This window comes from Woeseia sp. D3-10, assembly GCF_055809415.1.
In genome coordinates this window covers 3,391,286-3,410,798 of sequence record NZ_JBVVTW010000007.1, presented here as the reverse complement: position 1 = coordinate 3,410,798, position 19,513 = coordinate 3,391,286, and the positions used below count along the sequence as shown (strand labels likewise).

14 protein-coding genes are annotated in these 19,513 nt (G+C 55.6%); 7 read left to right on the top strand and 7 right to left on the bottom strand.

The annotated features are described in order from the left end of the window. Nucleotides 1-7: 7 nt before the first annotated feature. On the bottom strand, nt 8-2,290 hold the full coding sequence (locus AC0L8N_RS15515; RefSeq protein WP_473668798.1) for a TonB-dependent receptor: 2,283 nt from the start codon (nt 2,288-2,290) through the stop codon (nt 8-10). Nucleotides 2,291-2,587: 297 nt separating this feature from the next. After that, the gene (locus AC0L8N_RS15510; protein WP_473668796.1) at nt 2,588-5,113 is read right to left on the bottom strand and encodes a TonB-dependent receptor; all 2,526 of its coding nucleotides are present in this window, start codon (nt 5,111-5,113) and stop codon (nt 2,588-2,590) included. 260 nt (nt 5,114-5,373) lie between these two features. Between AC0L8N_RS15510 and AC0L8N_RS15505 the strand changes: the two genes are divergently transcribed. The 5 genes from AC0L8N_RS15505 (at nt 5,374) to AC0L8N_RS15485 (ending at nt 11,622) form a co-directional block, all read left to right on the top strand. Next, the gene (locus AC0L8N_RS15505; RefSeq protein ID WP_473668794.1) at nt 5,374-6,282 is read left to right on the top strand and encodes a dihydrodipicolinate synthase family protein; all 909 of its coding nucleotides are present in this window, start codon (nt 5,374-5,376) and stop codon (nt 6,280-6,282) included. A gap of 77 nt (nt 6,283-6,359) precedes the next feature. Further along, nucleotides 6,360-7,748 carry a sodium-dependent transporter gene (locus AC0L8N_RS15500; RefSeq protein ID WP_473668792.1) on the top strand — a complete coding sequence of 463 codons (1,389 nt, stop codon included), beginning with the start codon at nt 6,360-6,362 and terminating at the stop codon, nt 7,746-7,748. A gap of 174 nt (nt 7,749-7,922) precedes the next feature. Then, entirely contained in the window at nt 7,923-8,885 is a 963-nt protein-coding gene (locus AC0L8N_RS15495) for a proline racemase family protein (RefSeq protein ID WP_473668790.1), read from the top strand. Nucleotides 8,886-8,910: 25 nt separating this feature from the next. Continuing rightward, on the top strand, nt 8,911-10,158 hold the full coding sequence (locus AC0L8N_RS15490) for an NAD(P)/FAD-dependent oxidoreductase (RefSeq protein ID WP_473668788.1): 1,248 nt from the start codon (nt 8,911-8,913) through the stop codon (nt 10,156-10,158). A 492-nt stretch (nt 10,159-10,650) separates the two neighbouring features. Then, nucleotides 10,651-11,622, top strand: a complete 972-nt coding sequence (locus tag AC0L8N_RS15485) for a LysR family transcriptional regulator (protein ID WP_473668786.1) — start codon at nt 10,651-10,653, stop codon at nt 11,620-11,622. On the opposite strand, the gene AC0L8N_RS15480 is transcribed toward AC0L8N_RS15485, so the two are convergent. Both AC0L8N_RS15480 and AC0L8N_RS15475 read right to left on the bottom strand, forming a co-directional pair. Next, nucleotides 11,619-11,909, bottom strand: a complete 291-nt coding sequence (locus AC0L8N_RS15480; RefSeq protein ID WP_473668784.1) for a carbon storage regulator — start codon at nt 11,907-11,909, stop codon at nt 11,619-11,621. The two genes, AC0L8N_RS15485 and AC0L8N_RS15480, sit on opposite strands and share 4 nt — an antisense overlap. A gap of 268 nt (nt 11,910-12,177) precedes the next feature. Beyond that, on the bottom strand, nt 12,178-13,554 hold the full coding sequence (locus tag AC0L8N_RS15475; RefSeq protein WP_473668782.1) for an L-cystine transporter: 1,377 nt from the start codon (nt 13,552-13,554) through the stop codon (nt 12,178-12,180). 293 nt (nt 13,555-13,847) lie between these two features. On the opposite strand from AC0L8N_RS15475, the gene AC0L8N_RS15470 reads away from it, so the two are divergent. Further along, entirely contained in the window at nt 13,848-15,374 is a 1,527-nt protein-coding gene (locus AC0L8N_RS15470; protein WP_473668780.1) for a PAS domain-containing sensor histidine kinase, read from the top strand. Between the two features lie 11 nt (nt 15,375-15,385). Beyond that, nucleotides 15,386-16,021 (top strand): response regulator, encoded by a 636-nt coding sequence (locus tag AC0L8N_RS15465; RefSeq protein ID WP_473668778.1) that lies wholly within the window; start codon nt 15,386-15,388, stop codon nt 16,019-16,021. A 3-nt stretch (nt 16,022-16,024) separates the two neighbouring features. Here the strand turns inward: AC0L8N_RS15465 and AC0L8N_RS15460 are convergent, their stop codons facing one another. From AC0L8N_RS15460 to AC0L8N_RS15450, 3 genes are read right to left on the bottom strand one after another with little or no spacing between them, the layout of a single operon-like run. Next, nucleotides 16,025-17,011 carry an extracellular catalytic domain type 2 short-chain-length polyhydroxyalkanoate depolymerase gene (locus AC0L8N_RS15460; RefSeq protein ID WP_473668776.1) on the bottom strand — a complete coding sequence of 329 codons (987 nt, stop codon included), beginning with the start codon at nt 17,009-17,011 and terminating at the stop codon, nt 16,025-16,027. Then, a complete protein-coding gene (locus tag AC0L8N_RS15455; RefSeq protein WP_473668774.1) occupies nt 17,008-17,862 on the bottom strand; it encodes an alpha/beta fold hydrolase in 855 nt (284 codons plus the stop codon). Before AC0L8N_RS15455 ends, AC0L8N_RS15460 begins: the two co-directional genes overlap by 4 nt. Continuing rightward, complete coding sequence (locus AC0L8N_RS15450; RefSeq protein ID WP_473668772.1) at nt 17,859-19,424, bottom strand: class I adenylate-forming enzyme family protein; 1,566 nt, start codon at nt 19,422-19,424, stop codon at nt 17,859-17,861. The genes AC0L8N_RS15455 and AC0L8N_RS15450 overlap by 4 nt, the downstream gene beginning before the upstream one ends. Nucleotides 19,425-19,513 lie beyond the last annotated feature (89 nt).

The following is a 19,513-nucleotide window of genomic DNA, read 5'->3' as shown; positions in this document are numbered from 1 at the left end:
CCTCGGCCTAGAGTTCATAACGAAAGCTCAAACCGAAGGTGCGCGGGCTACTCAGCACGCAGCGTTGGGCGGTTGTATTGGCAACAGTATCAACCGCGCCGAATGCGCCACCGAGCGGCTGATCGAACTTCGACTGACAATACCTTTCATCGCCCAGATTGCGGACATAGGCAGACACCTGCCATCGATCATTGCCGAATCCCAGTCGAAGATCCGCAAGTAAGTAGCCGTCTTCCATGGTCTGTGGATTGAGGTTCGTATTGCCGCCAACGTTCTGCTCACCCACGTACTGCAAACCGCCCCGTGTGAACCACTCGAAATCACTCGTCGCCAGTGTGCCGCGCCAATCGGCGACCAGCGATCCTTGCCACTTGGGCGCTGCATGCGGGCGTTCGCCGCTGAGATCCTGTGCAACTGTGCTTCCAGGCAAGGGCGAAGCGGCAACAAAACTATCGAACTTTGCATCGAGGTAGCTGAGACCGAACAGCACGGTCAACTGATCCACTGGTCGCAAGGTCAGGTCAGACTCAAAGCCTGACTGCGTCCGCGAGCCCGCATTCCTGGTAATGAAACTCGTGCCGTCAAATGAACGGTCCTGAAAACGTTTCACCTGAGTATGGTACAGCGTGACATTTGCGATCAGACGTCGATCATATCCGGTACTCTTGAAGCCCAGCTCAACATTGCGCGACTCTTCAGACTCAAACGTTCGCGCATCCGAACCCAGCGCAAGCAACGCGCCTTCCGAATTGAAACCGCCTCCCTTAAAACCCGTGGATCCTGTTGCGAACACCATGACATTATCGGCGGGATGCAAAGTAGCGGTTAAGAGCCATGTCCATGCAGCGTCATTTGATCGCAGGTTGGGCTCGCTCTCTGGCACGCGAAACAACGATCCCAGGATGGGATTTGGCAGCACCTGATCGAATGAGCCGTCCTTGTCGTCAGACGTATAGCGGGCTCCCGCGGTCAGGGCGAAAAAATCAGAAAAGTGCAGCGTAGTTTGCGCGAACGTCGCGACACTTTGTAACGATTGTGAAAACTCCGACGCAACCGCAGGACTCTGGCTCGCATTGGCACACGCCGCTGCGGCAGCCGCCCCTGCCGCGGCGAAGACTAACGGTGAACAGGCATCGGCGCCGGCGTCGAACGCCTGACTGATCGAGTAATCTTCGTCGTAAAGGAAAATCCCCACGATGTATTCAGCGAACCGTCCCGCCGGCGAAAGAAGCTGCAGTTCCTGCGAAACGGTTCTCGTCTCATAGCTCGTTGATCGCGGCAGAATGTCGGCCGGCAATCGAAACACACTCTCGTAAGTGTCCGCTTGCCAGTCGCGCAATGCGGTGATAGAACGGACAGTGAACTCACCAACCTGATAGTTGAGATCAATACTGCTGCCCCATTGCTCGTCGTCAAAGCGATCCCGATGATCCTGGTTGATAATATGATCACGCCCATCGGCAGTCAGTGCGGAAGCCCCGAACAAATTAACCTGCGCTCCTTCGAAGCGAGGGTTGGTTGTTGTTGGGTCCAGTTCTAGAATGCTGCCACCGGACTTAATCTCGTTGTAATCGACAGTCCATTTGACGTCGAGACGATCACTAATGTCGAAAAGCAATTTGCCGCGCGCACCCAAATCTTCACGCTCGCCAACCTGCCGATCGTCAAACTGGTTGAAGGCGATTCCCTCGTGCTCGCTCCGTCGTGCAACAAATCGGCCCGCGACTGAGTCAGACAATGGCCCACTGACCAATGCTTCCAACGACGAAGCCTGATAGTTGCCCAATCCAGCGAGCAAGTAACCTTCGAACGCAGTACTGGGATCGTTACTCCGCATGTTTAGCGCACCGGCCGCCGTATTTCGGCCAAACAAGGTTCCTTGCGGGCCACGCAGCACTTCCACAACCTGCATATCCAGCAAATTACCAAGGACAGCGCCCGATCGTGGAACGTAAACACCATCGATGAACACGCCAACGGCGGGTTCGATGGCGTTGTTACTGACCGAGCCTATGCCCCGGATCGCGATACGGGCATTGGTTGGCTGCGATCCTGTTGTGAAAGTCAGGTTCGGCGCATAGGCCGCAAGGTCCTGCAGCGTATCGATGCCGGAATCAGCGAGGAAATTACCCGTATAGGCCGAAACGGAAATCGGTACGTCCTGAATATCCGCCTGACGACGAGTCGCTGTAACGATGATTTCTTCAATTGATTGTGCCGCGGCGCCACTAGCCGCCAACACTGACAAAAGCGCCACCCCATTGGCGAACGCCGCTCTAATCCGATGCACTTCACGTTTCCCTGGCCCAATAGGCCGATAATCTTCACTCTTCCAGCTGCCAACCCTACTTATGTCCAATTGGGCTTGCCAACAACCAGTGCACAGAAATGAAAAAAAACGCACATCAAGCCCCGGGGCCCTTGCTCAATTGCCCCTGACAGGACTATGTGCGGAAAAATACCGGCCAGAACGGCGACAGTCTGGACAGAGCACCCTGAACTGTCCGCGGCACGAGATGCATGACGAGAGACCGGCAGGTTTCCAGGCTCCACAATCGTGGAACCGGAAACCCGCCTTGCTTGGGCTCTATTCGAAGTTCTTACGGAAGGTCATACCCCAGGTTCGCGGCTCATGGGGGTAGGCATTGAGCTTGCCATTTTGCACGGGAACGTCGAATACCGTCTCGTAGAAGCTCTCGTCAGTTATGTTGCGTCCCCAAACAGACAATTCCGAATTAATACTGTCGAAGACCAATCCTAACCTGAGATTCAGGTTATCGAACGACGGTCGAAGCTTCATCGGCTCGTTGTTACCGTCTGTCATCGTATCGGAAATATACGAATACTCACCACGCACGTAGAGCGACGTTGAACTACCCACATCAAAACTCTTGTTCAAAGCAAGGTAGAAACTGTTTTCGGGATTGCTCGGAATACGCCCACCTGAGCGGTCACAAACACTGGATGTCGGACTGAATGGTCCAGCGCTTGAGTCGTAGCCTGGGTCCGGAGTGCCAGTATGGAACGGTGTCGCTATCCAGCAAGTACCGTTCTGAAAGTCCTCAAAGTCTGCAATGGAATGTACGTAATTGGCTTGCACCTGGAAGCTGTCGGTCGGATTCCACCACAGCTCAACTTCAGCACCATAGGTATCGGCGTTACCCGCGTTCTGCAAGTTGAAGCCGCTGCCACTGAAGGCATTGGTCTGCAGGTCTTCGACTTGCGTATTGTGCAGAGCTACATTCAAGCGCACGTTCTGCGCCGGGAAATCCGCTTTCACACCCAGCTCAACGGCGGTAGAAGTCTCCGGCCCAAATGTCTGGGCGAATACCGGGTTGATACGATCAGTATTGGTACCACCCGACTTGAAGCCCGTGCCATACGATGCATAAAACATCGTGTTGTCGCTGGCGAACCATGACAGTTTGATAGTGCCTGTCACCTGATCGTCTGCGAGTGTCTCGTTCAGATCAGCTTGTGGCGCCAAGGCTGGCTGCGTGTACAAGCCCCATCCTGGCACCCACGTCGGGCTGAAGGCCGCCATTAATCGCGGTGTATTGGCGGGATCAAACGGGTCAAGTAAACCCATCTGAACGAGAGTCAGCACGGTGCCGATCTCGGTGATATCGGGCGGCGGGCCCATCGGCCCGTTGCTGAACCGACCGACCATTTTCTTTTCTTCGTCGGTATATCGCAGACCGGCGGTCAGCACCCACGAATCATTCAGCTCGAAATCCGCTTGGGCGAATACCGCGTAACTCTCGTGTTCCTGACGCATATCGTCATTGGCATATGCGCTCGCCGGAAACGCCTCAGCGACCGGCGGAAACGGCGGTGAGAACATATTGATGCCGCCAATTGCCAATGCCAGCGTTGGATCGGCCGACAGGAATGGAGACGTGGCATCGCCCATGCTCAGTCTGGAAACGCTGTTCAGATCCTGCTGAAAATAGTAAACACCAGCAACGTAGGTGGTCTTTTCACCGATAACTCCGTTGAGCTGGAACTCCTGTGAAAACGAATTCTGATCAGCAGTATTGGTATCCGTTAACAGATCAACATTGCTGAAATCGGCGTCGATTCTGTCGTAACTCTTGAACTCTCGATAAGCAGATATCGATTTGAACGACACGTTGTCGAACCGGTAATTCAGCTCCACTGACAAACCGGCGTCATTGTTCGACGAGTGCGGCAGACGATTCAATGCGGTGACACGGTCTTCAAAGCGATCGCCGGTGATGACGGTTCCGCCCAATTGCAGCAACAATGCGTCGGTGCCGTAGACCGGACCACCCATGCCATCGTCCCGGCCAAATGCGACGATATTGTCCTGCCGCGTTAATGTTGCGCAGCAGGTTTCGTTGATCTCACCGTAGTCGCCGATAACCCGAACATCGAATTTGTCATTCGGCGTGAACATCAACTGCAGGCGACCGCCGGCACGATTTCGATCGTTAATCGTGTCACTGCCAAGGTTCAAATCGCTCACGTAACCATCGCGACTGCCGGTAAAGACTGTTGCGCGTACAGCTAGTACGTCTTCGATCAATGACAGGTTGGTTGCACCGGCAAAGTTCAACAGGCCGAAATCACCGGCGGTGACTTCCAGAAACGCATTGCGCTCGTGGCCTGCCTTTACGGTAGTCATGTTGATTGCACCGGATGGCGTGTTCTTGCCGAACAGTGTGCCTTGCGGCCCTCGCAGTACTTCGACGGCTGCGATGTCGACCAGATTGTTAATAATCGAACTCTGCCGCGCCCGGTAGGCACCATCGATATACAGACCAACCGATGATTCCAAACCAAAGTTCTGCGCGCTGGTGCCGATGCCGCGAATCGAAAAACTGGACGTTGTTGAAGTCTGGCTCTGGCTGGACGTTAGTGCCGGTGCGATCGCTGCAAGTTCGCGTACATCTTTGATGCCGGCCTCTTCCAGCATCCGCCCGCTGTAGGCCGTAACGGCGACCGGAACATCCTGGATGTTCTGCTCCCGTTTCTGAGCAGTAACAATGATTTCCTCAATAAGCACATTTTGCGCTGGTGCAGCGACGGCAAGAAACGCGGTCGTTACTATCAAACCTTGCATGCCAGCGACGATGTTTGAAGTTCTCATAACTCCCCCCAAATTGTTGGTAACGCGTGCCCGACTTAGCCTCTGACCGGGCGACATCATGTCAAAGCCATAGAGACGTCAGAATCAGGGTCTTCCTGCCATTTACGTCGAAGCTGTCTTGTCTTGTATCGGAATTTCAGTGACTGCGCCAGTATTTCACCGCTTTTGATGACGAATTCAGCGGAACAGGTCGTCAGGTATCGGCGCCGTTGTCGTTCTTGCTTCAACGTCGCATAATGCGCTGAATACGCAGAGCAAGGATGACTGTGCAGCTCAACGGCATCTATACCCCCGTAATTTCTCCATTCAATGACGATCTGTCAGTGGATTACGGTGCTCTTGCGGACGTTATCGACTGGCAAATCGAACACGGTGTCGCTGGCATTATTGTAGGCGGTTCGACCGGTGAATTTTTCTCGTTGAATCCTGAGGAACGCGTTTCCCAACTTGAATTTGCCGCACAGCGTATTGCCGGACGCGTGAGCCTGATCGCTGGCGTCAACGATCTGGATGCCCGCAATTGCATTAAGATCAGCGCCGCCGCAAAGCATTGCGGAGCCGATGCATTGCTGGTTGCAGCGCCACCGTACGTGCTACCTGCGGCCAACGAACTCGCGGAACACGTACGCGCCATAGACCGTTCGGCAGGACTCCCGATAGTCCTTTACAACTACCCGGCACGCAGCGGCACTGCCATGAACAATGATTTTCTCGATGATGTCATCAACATCGACAATGTCATAGCTATCAAGGAATCAAGCGGCGATATCACACGATTACACCAGCTTGTAAGCCGCTACCCCAATCTGCAACTCAGTGCCGGTGCCGAGGATCTGGTTCTGGAGTTTTTTGCATGGGGTGCACGTAGCTGGGTATCGGTTATCGCCAATTTTATGCCGCGGCAGGCTGTCACTTTTCACCGGGTTTGTATTTCAGAAAGTGACTTTGAACGAGGCCGCGAAATTATGCGCGCACTACTGCCTTTAATGCACTGTCTGGAACACGGGGGCGCTTTTATTCAATGCGTGAAACACGCTTGCGCATTGCGCGGCCGGCCCGCTGGGCCCGTGCGACCGCCACTGCTACCCATGCCGGCAACGTTGCAACGGGAACTGCACGTCGCAATCGACAATGCCTGCGCGGCCATCGACGAAGCATTGATTACATGAGTCAATAGTCTGACAGGTATTTGCTCGGCAGAAAACCAACAAGCATCCGTCGAAATACCAGAACTTTGGGGGAACGTATGACAGCACCAGCACCGGGGAACGTTCAGGAAAACTGGACATCGCGACTCACCTTCATCATGGCGTCCGTTGGTTTCGCGGTCGGTCTCGGCAACATTTGGCGATTTCCGTACATCGTCGGCGAAAGTGGCGGCAGTGCGTTCATTTTCGTTTACCTGTTGTTTGCACTGGGTATCGGCGTGCCGTTAGTTATGTCTGAATGGGCAATCGGCCGACGCGGCGCGGGCTGCAAGTCAGCTGCTGGCAGCATCAGCGCGGTCGCCAGTGAGGCCGGAATCTCAACGCAGTGGGCCAAGGTCGGAACGGTAGCGGTCATTGCCGCATTCATGCTGTTAATGACCTACACCGTCATAGCCGGCTGGACGATTGACTATTTCCTGCTTGCGGTTCGCGGCACGTTTGTCGGCATCGATGCGGCTGGCTCCGGTGCTGTCTTTGATCAACTTCTGGCAAGTCCGGCGCGTTTGGCCTTTTGGCACACAGTCGTTGTCATTATCACAGCATGGATCAATGCCCGGGGTATTCACGGCGGCATCGAACGCGCAGTGAATATCCTCATGCCCGGGTTGTTTCTCTGCCTCGTACTCATGGTGATCTACGCAGCCATTATCGGTGACATGGCCGAAGCGGTACGTTTTCTGCTCACACCGGACTTCTCACGAATCACGGCGAACACGATGCTGGCAGCGCTCGGGCAGGCGTTCTTCTCTATCGGCATAGCCATGGCAGTCATGATCACTTACGGCTCGTGCCTTAACCGTCAAACAACGATTTCACAGAATGCCTTTATCGTCGTCGGCGCCGATACACTGGTCGCGTTCATGGCCGGCTTTGCCATATTTCCGCTGGTCTTCGCCCATGGCCTGCCACCCGACTCAGGCCCTGGGCTGGTCTTTCAGACGTTGCCGATTGCCTTTGGTGAATTGCCGGGCGGACAAATATTTTCCAGCGTTTTCTTCTTTCTATTAATAGCTGCTGCACTGACCTCCTGTATCGGCGTATTCGCGCCAATTCAGGCGTCGACTCAAGAACGTTTTAAGCTGAGCGGCAACAAAGCAGCGCTTGTTGCGGGCTTCGCGCTGTGGGTACTTGGCCTGCTGGCGGTGTTTTCATTCAACAAATTGTCCAGCGTATACCCACTCGACTTTCTGCCTGGCTTTGCGGACAAGACCTTCTACGACACAACGGACTACATCATGACCAACGTTCTGTTGCCGATCGGTGCATTTTTGACCAGCATTTTTGTCGGCTGGCGCGTATCAGCCGACATCATGCGATCAGAACTTGGACTGCGGAGCGGGTTCGGCTTCAAACTGTGGCAATTGCTGATGCGGTTCGTCGTGCCGGCTGCCGTGGCCACCATTTTCGTCACCAGCATTACTGCCTGAGGGAGGCAACAGACGTCGACTGGAAGTGAATCATGGGCGAAACACCGTCATGAAAAGCCTGCAATCAGTTCGTAGTGGTGAAAGCAGCTGCTGCTCTGCAGGCGCGTTGATATTTCCTCGTCGCCAGCCAAGAACCTGCACGGCAGATTGTCTCCACTCCGAAGTTCGGCGACCATGACTGCGCGACAAATTGTCGTTGTGGACTCGCACACGGAAGGTGAACCCACCCGCCTTGTGGTCAGCGGCGGTCCGGCGCTGCGCTCCAGCGCCGTCACTGACGCCGTGCACGAATTACATCAGGATCACGACGACTTTCGCAAGGCCGTCATCAACGAACCGCGGGGCTCGGACATACTCGTCGGCGCGCTCCTGTTGCCACCTCAAAACAAGCTCAGCGCGGCGGCCGTAGTTTTCTTCAACAACGCGGGCTATCTTGGCATGTGCGGCCATGGCGCAATCGGCGTCGCCATCAGCTTGCTCCGTGAACAACGCATACAGATAGGCCTGCACACCTTCGAGACCCCGGCTGGCAATGTCCAGGTGACGATTCATGACCAGCATCGGGTCAGTATTCAGAACGTTGCCAGCTATCGCTATCGCAAGGACGCGAGCTTGCAAGTCGACGGTATCGGCACCGTGCGAGGCGATATCGCCTGGGGCGGAAACTGGTTTTTCCTGATCCACAATCACGACCTGCTAATAGATGCCAGCAACGTTCGGCAATTGTCTGACTACACAAGCCGGGTTCGGCGTGCTCTTGATGACAGCGAGCTCCGCGGCGCGGACGGTGCGCAAATTGACCACATTGAGCTCTTCGGGCCGCCTTCGGATCCGGCGCGTGCCGATAGTCGAAACTTTGTGCTCTGCCCCGGTGGCGCTTATGACCGCTCACCTTGTGGTACGGGAACGAGTGCAAAAATGGCTTGCCTCATTGCGGATGGAACACTGGTTCCCGGCGCAATCTGGCGTCAGGAAAGCATCTGTGGCGGCGTGTTTAGCGCCTCGGCAGAGGTTCGCGACGGAAGCGTCGTTCCGACCATCTCGGGCTCCGCATACGTGACCGCGCGATCCACGTTGATCTTCGAAGCATCTGACCCATTCCCTTGTGGCCTAACTGCGCCTGCAGAATTGCGATGAGCAATCGAGCCGAAGCCGTGTCAGCGTGACTGACAACACCTCAGCGGAGATTGCCGTCATCGGCGCCGGTGTCATCGGACTGGCCGCTGCGTTTCGAATTGCGGCGCGAGGAGGGTCTGTCTTGCTGATCGACAGGCAGGAACCGGGGCATGGCTGCTCGTATGGCAATGCCGGCGTTATCGCGACCGATTCCATTGAGCCGCTGGCCTCGTGGCGTACGCTGCGAGAGCTGCCTCGTTATCTCTTAAAGCCGAATGGTCCGGTAGCGGTGCATCCACGTTACTTTTTTCGCGCCCTGCCATGGCTTGCGCGCTTCGCTCTGGCTGCACGGCGTTTCGACACAGGTGTAGCTGCTCTTCAGAATTTGCTGGCGCCCAGTCTTCGCGCATTTGCGAGCTTGCTCGACGATGCCGCATGTTCGACGCTGCTACAGCGTCGAGGCCATGTACTGATCAGCGAAGACGTCGCCAACAAGTCGGCAATGCTCAATCAGCAACGCTGGCTGGCTGCTCATGGCGTTGACAGCCAATGGCTGGATCGAGAACGCCTGTCGATGCTGGCGCCCGACCTGTCAGAGTCAGTTCACGGCGGCCTTTTTTATCCGAACACAGCGCATATAAGTAACCCCTATGAGGTCTGCCGTGGTTTGGCGCACGCGTTCAGACGAGCCGGTGGCCGCCTGCTCCGGGAAAACGTCCGGCACATTGAACCACAAGCTGACGGGCGGTTTATTCTGCACACCGACGGGCAATCCGTGAACTCCGGAAAGCTGCTGATTACCGCCGGGGCCGAGTCACACAATTTGGCCCGCACATTGGGGCATCGAGTTCCGCTGGACGTGGAACGCGGTTATCACCTGACCGTAACAGGCCAACTCCCGGACTTGCTGGTACCCGTTGCCAGCTACGAACGACACACCTACATGACCCCTATGAACTGTGGCCTGAGAATAACCGGCTTCGTCGAGTTCGGCGGCAGCAAACTACCAGCCGTCACTAAACGATTCAAATCACTGCAGCGGCATCTACACGGCCTGTTGCCAACTGCAGACTGGTCTGTCAGTTCGTCATGGATGGGCGGCAGACCGTCCCTGCCCGATCATTTGCCAATGATCGGGCGTTGCTCGCGGCACCCTAAAGCAATCTTCGCATTCGGCCATCAGCACCTTGGGCTGACGCTGGCAGGTATTACCGCCGAAATAGTCAGTGCATTGATGAACGACAATGAGAGCCCGCTCGATATCCGGCCGTTCCGGTGCGACCGCTTTGATTGATGTGCTCAACGTTGAATCCGGCAACCCTGACCACCTACTCACCAACTAAAGGCATTGCCACTCGGCACCAAGGCGTTGTTGATCACTATCACGGCATTGGCTAGACATTCTGTCTGTGCAGGCCAGTCTGGTCGCCAGGTTACTCTTGCCATCCAACCAGCCCGGTGACGACCGATCGCAGCCCTGAAGTACTGCCGGGCCTCACAATGTTATGTTCAATTTATGACCCGGAATCGCGGAACGGACCGCCGCGGCAGTCACAAGATAACCATCAATGGTCGCTGACTTGGACGCAGTGGCATTTCGGCATGCGCCACAACCCGTTGCCGTCTCACTACCAACTCCGCAAACCCATCTCGCCTGAATTCAGGTCGCGCTTGCTTTGTGTGGCCGAGACGTTACAGTTTCGGCCTGTCGGCACTGGCGGAAGTCCGGCACTGAATTGTCCGCCGGACTCTTCACCAAGACTTTCTGGAGTTTGCCAAACAAGTTATGAACGTTGCCGATGTGCAGGTATTTACCAAGGTTGCCGCCACCAGGAGCTTCTCCGAGGCAGCTACATTGCTGGGCGTCACCCGCTCAACTGTCAGCAAGAGTATCTCTCGCCTCGAAGCTGATCTTGGCGTGGTGTTGCTAAACCGAACACCACGCAAAGTAAGCCTCACCGAAGCTGGTCGCACATTCTTTCAACACAGTCTGGAAGTTGACGAATCGCTGGAACGTGCGATTGCCTCTGTTATCGGTGCGGACCAACGCGCCAGCGGTAATGTTTCGTGCAGTCTTCCAACCAGCCTCGGTGCAACCTTGATCGCGCCACTCATGCGCAAGTTCAGGCAGGTATGGCCCGAGGTTTCACTAAGCCTGCAATTCGATGATCGCTATGTAGATCTGATAGGCAGCAACATTGATGTTGCAATCCGCGTCGCGCAAAAGCTGGATGACTCCAGTCTCCTTTCACGCCGCATTGGCAGTACGCGAGAGATTCTGGTTGCCTCGCCCGCTTACTTGGCAAGCCACGGCACTCCGCGGGACATTCAGGACCTGAAGTCACACCGTTGCCTCGCCGTCGGCAATTCCAGCAAGAAACGCACGATCTGGCGACTTAACGGTGCGGATGGTCCAAGCGAAATAACTGTCGATTGCAGCACCACATCGAACAGCGTACTGGCGTTGATACTTGCCGCCTGTATGGACGATGGCATTATTTCCGTGCCCGAACTCTTTGTGAGCGGAGAGCTCGCGCAAGGACTGTTGTCGAGAGTGCTGCCGGATTCTTGTGATTCGCGTGGTTTCGGCGTCTACGCCGTCTATCCGAATTTGAAACCACCAGCAAAGATTCGGGCACTGATAGATTTCATCGAATCGGAGCTGATGTCTATCAACACAATGGATCGGTGGTCGCTCTTGCCTCAGGACACCTGTGTGCAGGAAAGTGCCAAAGTGCGGCTCAACTCAGCAGGCTAGTCAATTCCGCCGGGGACCGCGTCTACAGCCGGCTCATTCAACGGCTCACTGCCAGCCTGCCCTGCCGATTCGTCCACCGGACTGTCTGCAGTTTCTTTGCGGCCACGCCAAATCTGCAATAGTGGCGGCGCATCGATGGCCACCTTTACCTGCCGTCTGCCCACTTCGAGTAGCTTGATCTCGATAGGACCATGGTCGAATATCTCACTGATAGGCAGTGAAGTATCCATCCCCTCAACGGGCGAAATAGTAATTATATCCTGCGCTTTGCGCTTGATAATCAGCATCAGGTCGGCCTTCAAATAAATTGCATAGTGTTATAAGTTTTTACGCTGCACTTAAGGCGCGACAGTGCGCACCCACTATGGCTTTAGTGCAACTAAAATACGTCATGCGCACAGTACCAAATTCAAACCTTTAACGAACGTCGATTCAGTCAACACTGTGTTGACAACAACTCACCGCAACCAGACTCTGCAGCGCAGGTGTACCGCGAGATTGTGCAGACCGGACCTTGCGTAGCCGAAGCTTGTCTTCTTGCAGAGTATTCAGCGATCAGGCCGAGCCGCTGATCGCGGCCGTACTGTCCTGCGGCAAGTCTTTTAACAGGCGACTGGTCAAGACACCTGCGGTCATCGAACCGTTTACATTGAGTGCGGTTCTACCCATGTCAATCAACGGTTCGATTGAGATGAGCAACGCAACCAGCGCAATTGGCATACCCATGGCCGGCAATACGATCAGCGCGGCGAATGTCGCGCCTCCGCCTACGCCTGCAACACCGAACGAGCTGATGGCAACGATACCAACCAAGCCGGCGATGAATGACGGATCCAGCGTGTTGATGCCCATGGTCGGGGCAACCATCGTAGCCAGCATCGCCGGGTAAATACCCGCACACCCATTCTGACCGATAGTAGCGCCGAACGTGGCTGCCAGGTTGGCGATCGATGTTGGCACGCGCAGCTTCTCAGTCTGCGTTTCTACGTTCAACGGAATCGTGGCCGCCGAGCTCCGCGATGTGAAAGCAAAGGTCAGAACCGGCCAGACATGTTGGAAATACCGCCGAATGTTCACGCCGTTCAATACCAGCAACAAGGCGTGCACCGAAAACATAATTGCGATTGCGACGTACGACGCGACAACGAAAGTCAGCAAATTAAGAATGTCAGCAATATTCGAACCCGCGACGACTTTCGTCATCAGGGCCAGAATGCCGTACGGAGTAAACGCCATGATTATGCGTACAAGCTTCATAATGATGCTTTGCACGATCTCAACGAAGCGAGCGATTGAATCACCGCGCTCGGCGTTCTCGCGACCTACCTGCAACGCTGCAACACCGAACAGCACCCCGAAAATAACAACGGCGATAATCGATGTCGGCCGGGCGCCGGTCAGGTCGTAAAAAATGTTGGATGGGATAAAGCGTACGAGCATGTCAGCCAGCCCAAGTGACTCCACGGTTTCAAGTCGTGATTCAAGGGCTGCAGCGCGCGCCAGTTCACGTGCACCTTCCGTTAAACCCTCCGCGCTGAGATCGAAAAGGTTGGCCATAGCTATGCCAACCAGCGCCGCGATCATGGTCGTGCCTACCAAGATGCCGATAACCACACCGCCGATTCTGCCAAGCGCGGCAACCTCACGCATGCGCACGACGGCGGAAATCATCATTACCAGAACCAACGGCATGATGACCATCTGCAACAACTTGATGTACGTACTCGCTACAACATTGGTCCAAACCAGCGTTTCAGAAATTGCAGACGGATTGCCCGCATAGACAAGCTGCAATACAAAACCAAACGCCACACCGGCAATCAGCCCAGCGAGAATTTGCTGCGACAGCGTGAATTTCAGCTTGCGCACCTGCACGAGGGCCAGTACGAGCCCGGCGAAAACCAGGAGATTGATTGGGACCAGTAATGCCATGTTGGGATTCCAGAAAACGGCCTAATTGTGCGTCGCCGCACGGTACCTTATTTGCCCAAACGCTGCATCAGTTACACACGGCTCAAGGTTACGAATGCCCTGGAGCACGCCGTCGACTATGTCCAAAAGCGGTCTTTGCCGACCGTATTCGGAGCGCTATCGCGAACTCTCGGGGAATGATCCGAGCAAACTAAGGGATACCCCGATAAGACAGCTCGGCCGCAGAAGGTATCCTTGATGGCAAGTACGATCTGCGGGAATGCGCCCCCAGAACGGGCACTCTCAGGGGATAAATGGACGACCCTCTTAGCACGGCCAGCACTATCAAAACTGGCTATCTCCCCCCCGACCACAGACGTGCGAAACCCGCGCTGTTATTGCTGACAACGATACTCTCTGTCGCTGCAGTGGAAAGCCTCCGCCAATGGGGCATAGTGGTTCCCGCCCCTTTCCTGTTTATTTATGGCACTGCCGGAATCGCCGCTGCACTGTCGGGCTTGCGAGTGGCCCTCGCGGTGGCGGCGATCACCGCCTGCTACACCATTTACTGTGCTGCAACAGGTTTCGGACCACCGGCCATTGTTTCGACCTCTGCCGGAGTAGCCATCGCTATTTGCCTGGCAACCCTCATCTTCGGGGCCTTGGGCTATGAACACGACCATCGACGCAAGCTGTTACAAGAGCTCTGGCGAAAAGAACAAGATTTGCAAGCGGCGCGGGCGCGCCTGACTGATAGTGTCGCTTTAAAGACAGCCCAGCTACAGCGAACCCGAACCGAACTCGACCACGCGCATTTCCAGCTTGAAGAAGCGATACGAAACGCTCCCGTCGGCGTCATTTCAATCGAGACCACACAGAAACTGAATTACGTAAACGCTGCTGCTCTCGCATTACTGGGCACAGACAGCCTGCCCTCATCAGTCCGCGACTGGCGAAGCCTGGTCAATTCCGTTCGAATAGTCGACTCGCATGATGAGCCGATGAACCTGGACGACGGGCCGGTCAATCGAGCGATGCAAGCCGCTGAGCGACGGCAGGATTTCGAATACCAAATCACGGGATTTGATGGACACGCACGCTGGTGCAGCGGGTATGTCGGCCCGGTGCAAGACCCGGCGGGACAAACGACCGGTGCCATCGTCATGCTGGTCGATACCAGCGATAAGAAGAGCTCCGAAGTCGCATTGCAAAAACTGACTGAAATGCTGCTTACCGTGCAGGAAGAGGAGCGTGGCAAGCTTGCCCGTGCACTGCATGAACAGATTGGCCAGAGTCTGGCGGCGTTAAAGATGAACCTGCACAAGGCGACCAGCCACAGCGGATCGGAATCTGACGTCGTTTCCAGCATGGCATTGATTGATCAACTGACAGATTCGGTCCGCCAGATGTCACTGGAGTTGCGACCAACCGCGCTTGATGACTTTGGCTTACAAACAGCGCTGGACTCGCACCTCCGGCAACTGAGCAAACCTGCGAGACTGAAGTGCCGTCTGGTGAGTGCGGGAGAGCTTGCAGCGCTGAGCGAGCAGACCACCACCGTGGCATACCGAATTGCTCAGGAAGCCGTGGACAATGCCTTGCAACATGCCAATGCATCCGTAATAGAGGTACGCCTCTCTACAAGTGATAAGATGCTGCGAATGGATGTTGTGGACAATGGCTCCGGATTCAATGCCGCACATGTTAGTGAGCCGACTGCCAGAATAGACCATTTGGGCCTGCTATTTATGCGTGAGCGGGCAAAGCAATGTGGCGGTACGCTGAGCATTGAATCCAGCAAGAACACTGGCACGCATGTTAGTGCGGAGCTACCTTTGTAACGGAGCAGAGCATGGCAAGAACCAGGCTAGCCCTTGTAGATGACCATCAAATCGTTCGTGATGGCCTAAAGGCATTGTTGCAGGGCCTGGATCACTGCGAAGTTATCGCGGAAGGAGGTAGCGGGGAAGAAGCCATAACCCTTGCCGAAAACCCCGACATACAAATGTTCCTGATGGATATCGCGATGCCAGGCATCAGCGGACTGGACGCCACCGCGCGCATTACCGAGTCCCGACCCGACATCAAGACGATCATACTGTCGATGCACGCAACCGGCGAGTACGTGCGCCGCGCGCTGAACTGCGGTGCCGCTGGTTACATGCTGAAGAACATGGCGCCCAGTGAACTGGAGCGCGCGATTCGAATCGTCGCAGCTGGTGGTCAATACCTTAGCCCCGCACTAGGCGACGTTACCGCGGACAATATTGACGTCAGCGGGAGTCTGAGTTCGCTAACCAACCGGCAACGAGAAATATTGCGCTTGCTTGCTGAAGGTATGAGTACGCGTAACATCGCTGAACTCTTGTCGATCAGTGCCAAGACAGTTGAAACGCACCGTAGCCAGTTGATGCAAAAACTCGATATCTACGATGTTCCGGGCCTTGTCAAATACGCGATTCGCAACGGACTCGCCAGCATTGATTAACAGCTAGTCCGCTGTTGCCGCCTGCAAGCGCTGCACCATGGCACGCACGGCATGCATTTGCGACGCGTTCTTTTGCAGATATTCGGTGCCGCTGTAGCCCCACCAATCCCAGCATGCCAGCGGATTGACCGGTGAAACCCGGCTGACCGCGACCTGTGGAAACAAAATGATCAACTTGTTGCTGTCTGCCCAACGCAGCATGCCACCCTGTTCCGCCAGCAACTTGCCAATCTGTTCCGCCGACTGACCGCAACCGTGAAAAAACACATGAACGCGGCAACCGCCCTGCTTTCGACAAGCCTTCGGTGCATAAAAATAACCAGTTTCGGCCAGTCCCGTTCCTGCAAATTCTTCCTGTGAAAAACTCTGCAGAGTGACCGCCTTTGCCGACGGTGGCTGCAACGGCCCCAATAAAAAGTCTAACGCCTCACCGGCCAGATCGTAATCACAGGCATAGACAAACGGCGTGGCAAATTCTCCACAAGGTTTACCGGTACCGACCGTGGGCCAGCCGTGCGAAACCGGAACCCCGGTGACCATTCGCAACACGGCATCCGGAGCTGCGGCCCGGTACCAATCTGCGGCAGCAGCTGTAACGCTATCAGCAACAACGGAATCGGCGCTGCCATGAAACAGGAATACCTTGTCGTTACCCAGCTGGGCGATCGCATCGATGGCCGAATTTGCGGCCATTGTCTGCGCTCTTTGGACAAGTACTTCTGTCGCGATTCCGTCGCCATTCATGCACGCACCCAATGCACGCGAAATATCGCCCCCGGCGCAACCCCAAGGTCCACCAGCGATTAACGCCGCGCCATCGACCTCTGCCGAGTACGCCACCTGAAATTGTGCTGCCATGTAGGCCCCGGATGAGACGCCCGAAACCGTTGTAGAGTTCGCTGCAGCCAGCGCAGGCAATGCGGTAGATGGTGCTTGACCGCAGCCGCTTGCGAGCAAAGCAACGAACACAGTACGCACTGCGATTTTCATGCGAGCTTCTCCAGAAAGTGATCGATGGCCGTTAAGCTAACTGCTTCGTCCAGCAATGGGACGTGACCTCGATCAGGCACCACAATGTGCTGAAGGTCCGGTTTGTGCTGCTTCATACATGCGACAATATCGTCAGTCAGTATGTCCGACAGTGCACCCTGCAAGACCAAAGTCGGAATGTCATGCAGCGCATCAAACAGCTGCCATGGATCATCCAACCCGGTCCCGACCGTACGCGCTGCCTCACCGATCATTGGGTCCATGTCCAGCTCGGGCACACACTCTGAATTCTCGCGGTACGAACGGCGGACCAATTGCGCCCAGTCTTCGTCAGTCAGACCGGGCCACGCGTTGCCGTAAGTGCTACGAGCCTGGGCGACAGCCCCGGCCCAATCGATGACCGGCTCAGCCAGCCCCAGATACCCTTTGATGCGCTCCAGACCAGCGCTGCCAATTTCCGGCCCTATATCGTTGAGGACTACACCCGCGGCAAGAGCTGGTTGTTCAGCGGCTAAAGCCGTGGAGACGATGCCGCCGAGCGAGGTGCCGATAAACGCGGCCCGTTCTATTCCCACTTGCCGCAACAGGCTGCGCATGTCATTAACGTAGGTCAGCGGGCAGTAGTTGCGCCAGTTCGGATCACGCTCCGAAAAACCGCGCCCACGAAAATCAGGCGTAAGCACCGGATAACGAGTCGACAAGTGTTCAGCCAAGGGTTCGAAGTCACGGCTATTGCGGGATATTCCAGGTAAACAAATGACCGGCAACGAGCGCTTGCTGGTGCCGTAATGCCGGTAGTATAGAGCCAAGCCGTCATCGCTGCTAAAGCGGTGCTCGCTATATCGACTCATGCGACCGTGCTGCTCGACAGTGTGTTCTTGAATCGCTGTCGCAGCTCTCGCTTCAAAACTTTGCCGTTGGGATTTCGCGGCAGTTCGTCAATGACAGCGAGGGCGGCTATGCGCTGTTGCTTCCCTACCCGCTCGTTGATCCAGTGCAAGAGCTCCTGACTATCAATACCTTGCCCGGTAACGACAGCGAATGGCGATTCCCCCCATTGTTCGCTATGCACACCGATAACTGCGACATCGACCACGTCATGATGCTGCGCTGCAACCGCTTCAATATCGGCAGGGTAAATATTCTGTCCGCCGGAAATGATCATGTCTTTCTTGCGATCTACGAGATACAGGTTGCCATCGTGATCCAAGCGACCAATATCGCCCGTACGCAACCAGCGTCGTCCCGACTCGTCGGTCCAGGTGGTTTCGGCGTTCGCGGAATCACGGTTGAGATAGCCACTCATGAGCAATCGACCGTAGCCGACGATTTCTCCGGTTTCACCATTGCCGACAGGTCGATCTTCTGCGTCCAGGATTCGCAACATCTGCCCCGGACACGGTCGCCCGACGGACGTTGGATTTCTCGCGGCGTCCGCCGGCGATTGAATAGTAACCAGCCCTTCAGTCAGTCCGTAGAGTTCAATGAACTCACCGGGAAAACTCGCAACGATTCGCTTCTTTAATTCCGGGCGCAATGGTGAGCCGCAACACATGAACGCCTGGACACTAGACAAGTCGTAATCGGAAAACGCCGGGTCGGCTAACATCCGTTGATATTGTACCGGCACCATTCCAGCGTGACTGATGCGTTGCTCTTCGATGAGCCGCAGGCACGACGACGAGTCATAGGTCGGCATCAGCACCAGCGTGCCGCCTGCCAACAACGTAGCAAGCATCGTGACCCAGGTAATGTTCGAATACAGGCCGAGGGAGATCAGCGTTCGCGCATCGCTGTGATAACGCAGCGCGATGGCCATGTCGTAGGCCCACGCCATGCGACACGCGTGCGAGTGAACGATGCCCTTCGGCAAGCCTGTCGTCCCGGAACTGTAGATGACATTGCACGCTTGCTGCGGGTCGATCGTAACGGCCGCCCTTTTGTCGCTGGCCAGCGAGCAAAGTACTCTTAGATTTTTCCAACCGGCGCGATTGGACGGGACCGCAAGCCAACGATCCTGGATTGACGGTGGCAAACGGCTGCGCATGCCGTCGATTCTTTCGTCATGGCCGCTTGAAGCAATAACGGCACTCGCGCCACTATCATTGATCTGCCGGCAAATGCCGTCGTCACTGACTGACACGTTCAATGGCACCGCAACGAAACCGCCACCGATCGCGCCAAGCATGACCATCAGCATATCCACGCTGTTGTTCATCAGCAGCGCTATCCGATCTCCCGGCATCAGGTCGAGGTCGCTCAACGCGTTGGCGACGCGGTTTAACTCGCGGTCGAAATCGCGCCAGTCCAGTACCTGTTCACCACATATCACAGCGGGCAATGAGCCACGGTGATCCGCGTTGTTGCGTATGATATCCGGCAGTAACGGTGTGGCGGCTTCAAACCAGTTCATACCCTTGCTTACGCCCCACAATATTATTCAACAAGCGTTGAACTTTATTTCAACGCTTGTTGATGTGCAAGTCAGATGCTCATAGGATG

Coding starts and splice junctions, on each gene's coding strand:
- AC0L8N_RS15510 (WP_473668796.1), bottom strand. CDS start 5,113: ATGAGAACTTCAAACATCGTCGCTGGCATGCAAGGTTTGATAGTAACG.
- AC0L8N_RS15505 (WP_473668794.1), top strand. CDS start 5,374: ATGACTGTGCAGCTCAACGGCATCTATACCCCCGTAATTTCTCCATTC.
- AC0L8N_RS15500 (WP_473668792.1), top strand. CDS start 6,360: ATGACAGCACCAGCACCGGGGAACGTTCAGGAAAACTGGACATCGCGA.
- AC0L8N_RS15495 (WP_473668790.1), top strand. CDS start 7,923: ATGACTGCGCGACAAATTGTCGTTGTGGACTCGCACACGGAAGGTGAA.
- AC0L8N_RS15485 (WP_473668786.1), top strand. CDS start 10,651: ATGAACGTTGCCGATGTGCAGGTATTTACCAAGGTTGCCGCCACCAGG.
- AC0L8N_RS15480 (WP_473668784.1), bottom strand. CDS start 11,909: ATGCTGATTATCAAGCGCAAAGCGCAGGATATAATTACTATTTCGCCC.
- AC0L8N_RS15475 (WP_473668782.1), bottom strand. CDS start 13,554: ATGGCATTACTGGTCCCAATCAATCTCCTGGTTTTCGCCGGGCTCGTA.
- AC0L8N_RS15470 (WP_473668780.1), top strand. CDS start 13,848: ATGGACGACCCTCTTAGCACGGCCAGCACTATCAAAACTGGCTATCTC.
- AC0L8N_RS15465 (WP_473668778.1), top strand. CDS start 15,386: ATGGCAAGAACCAGGCTAGCCCTTGTAGATGACCATCAAATCGTTCGT.
- AC0L8N_RS15460 (WP_473668776.1), bottom strand. CDS start 17,011: ATGAAAATCGCAGTGCGTACTGTGTTCGTTGCTTTGCTCGCAAGCGGC.
- AC0L8N_RS15455 (WP_473668774.1), bottom strand. CDS start 17,862: ATGAGTCGATATAGCGAGCACCGCTTTAGCAGCGATGACGGCTTGGCT.
- AC0L8N_RS15450 (WP_473668772.1), bottom strand. CDS start 19,424: ATGAACTGGTTTGAAGCCGCCACACCGTTACTGCCGGATATCATACGC.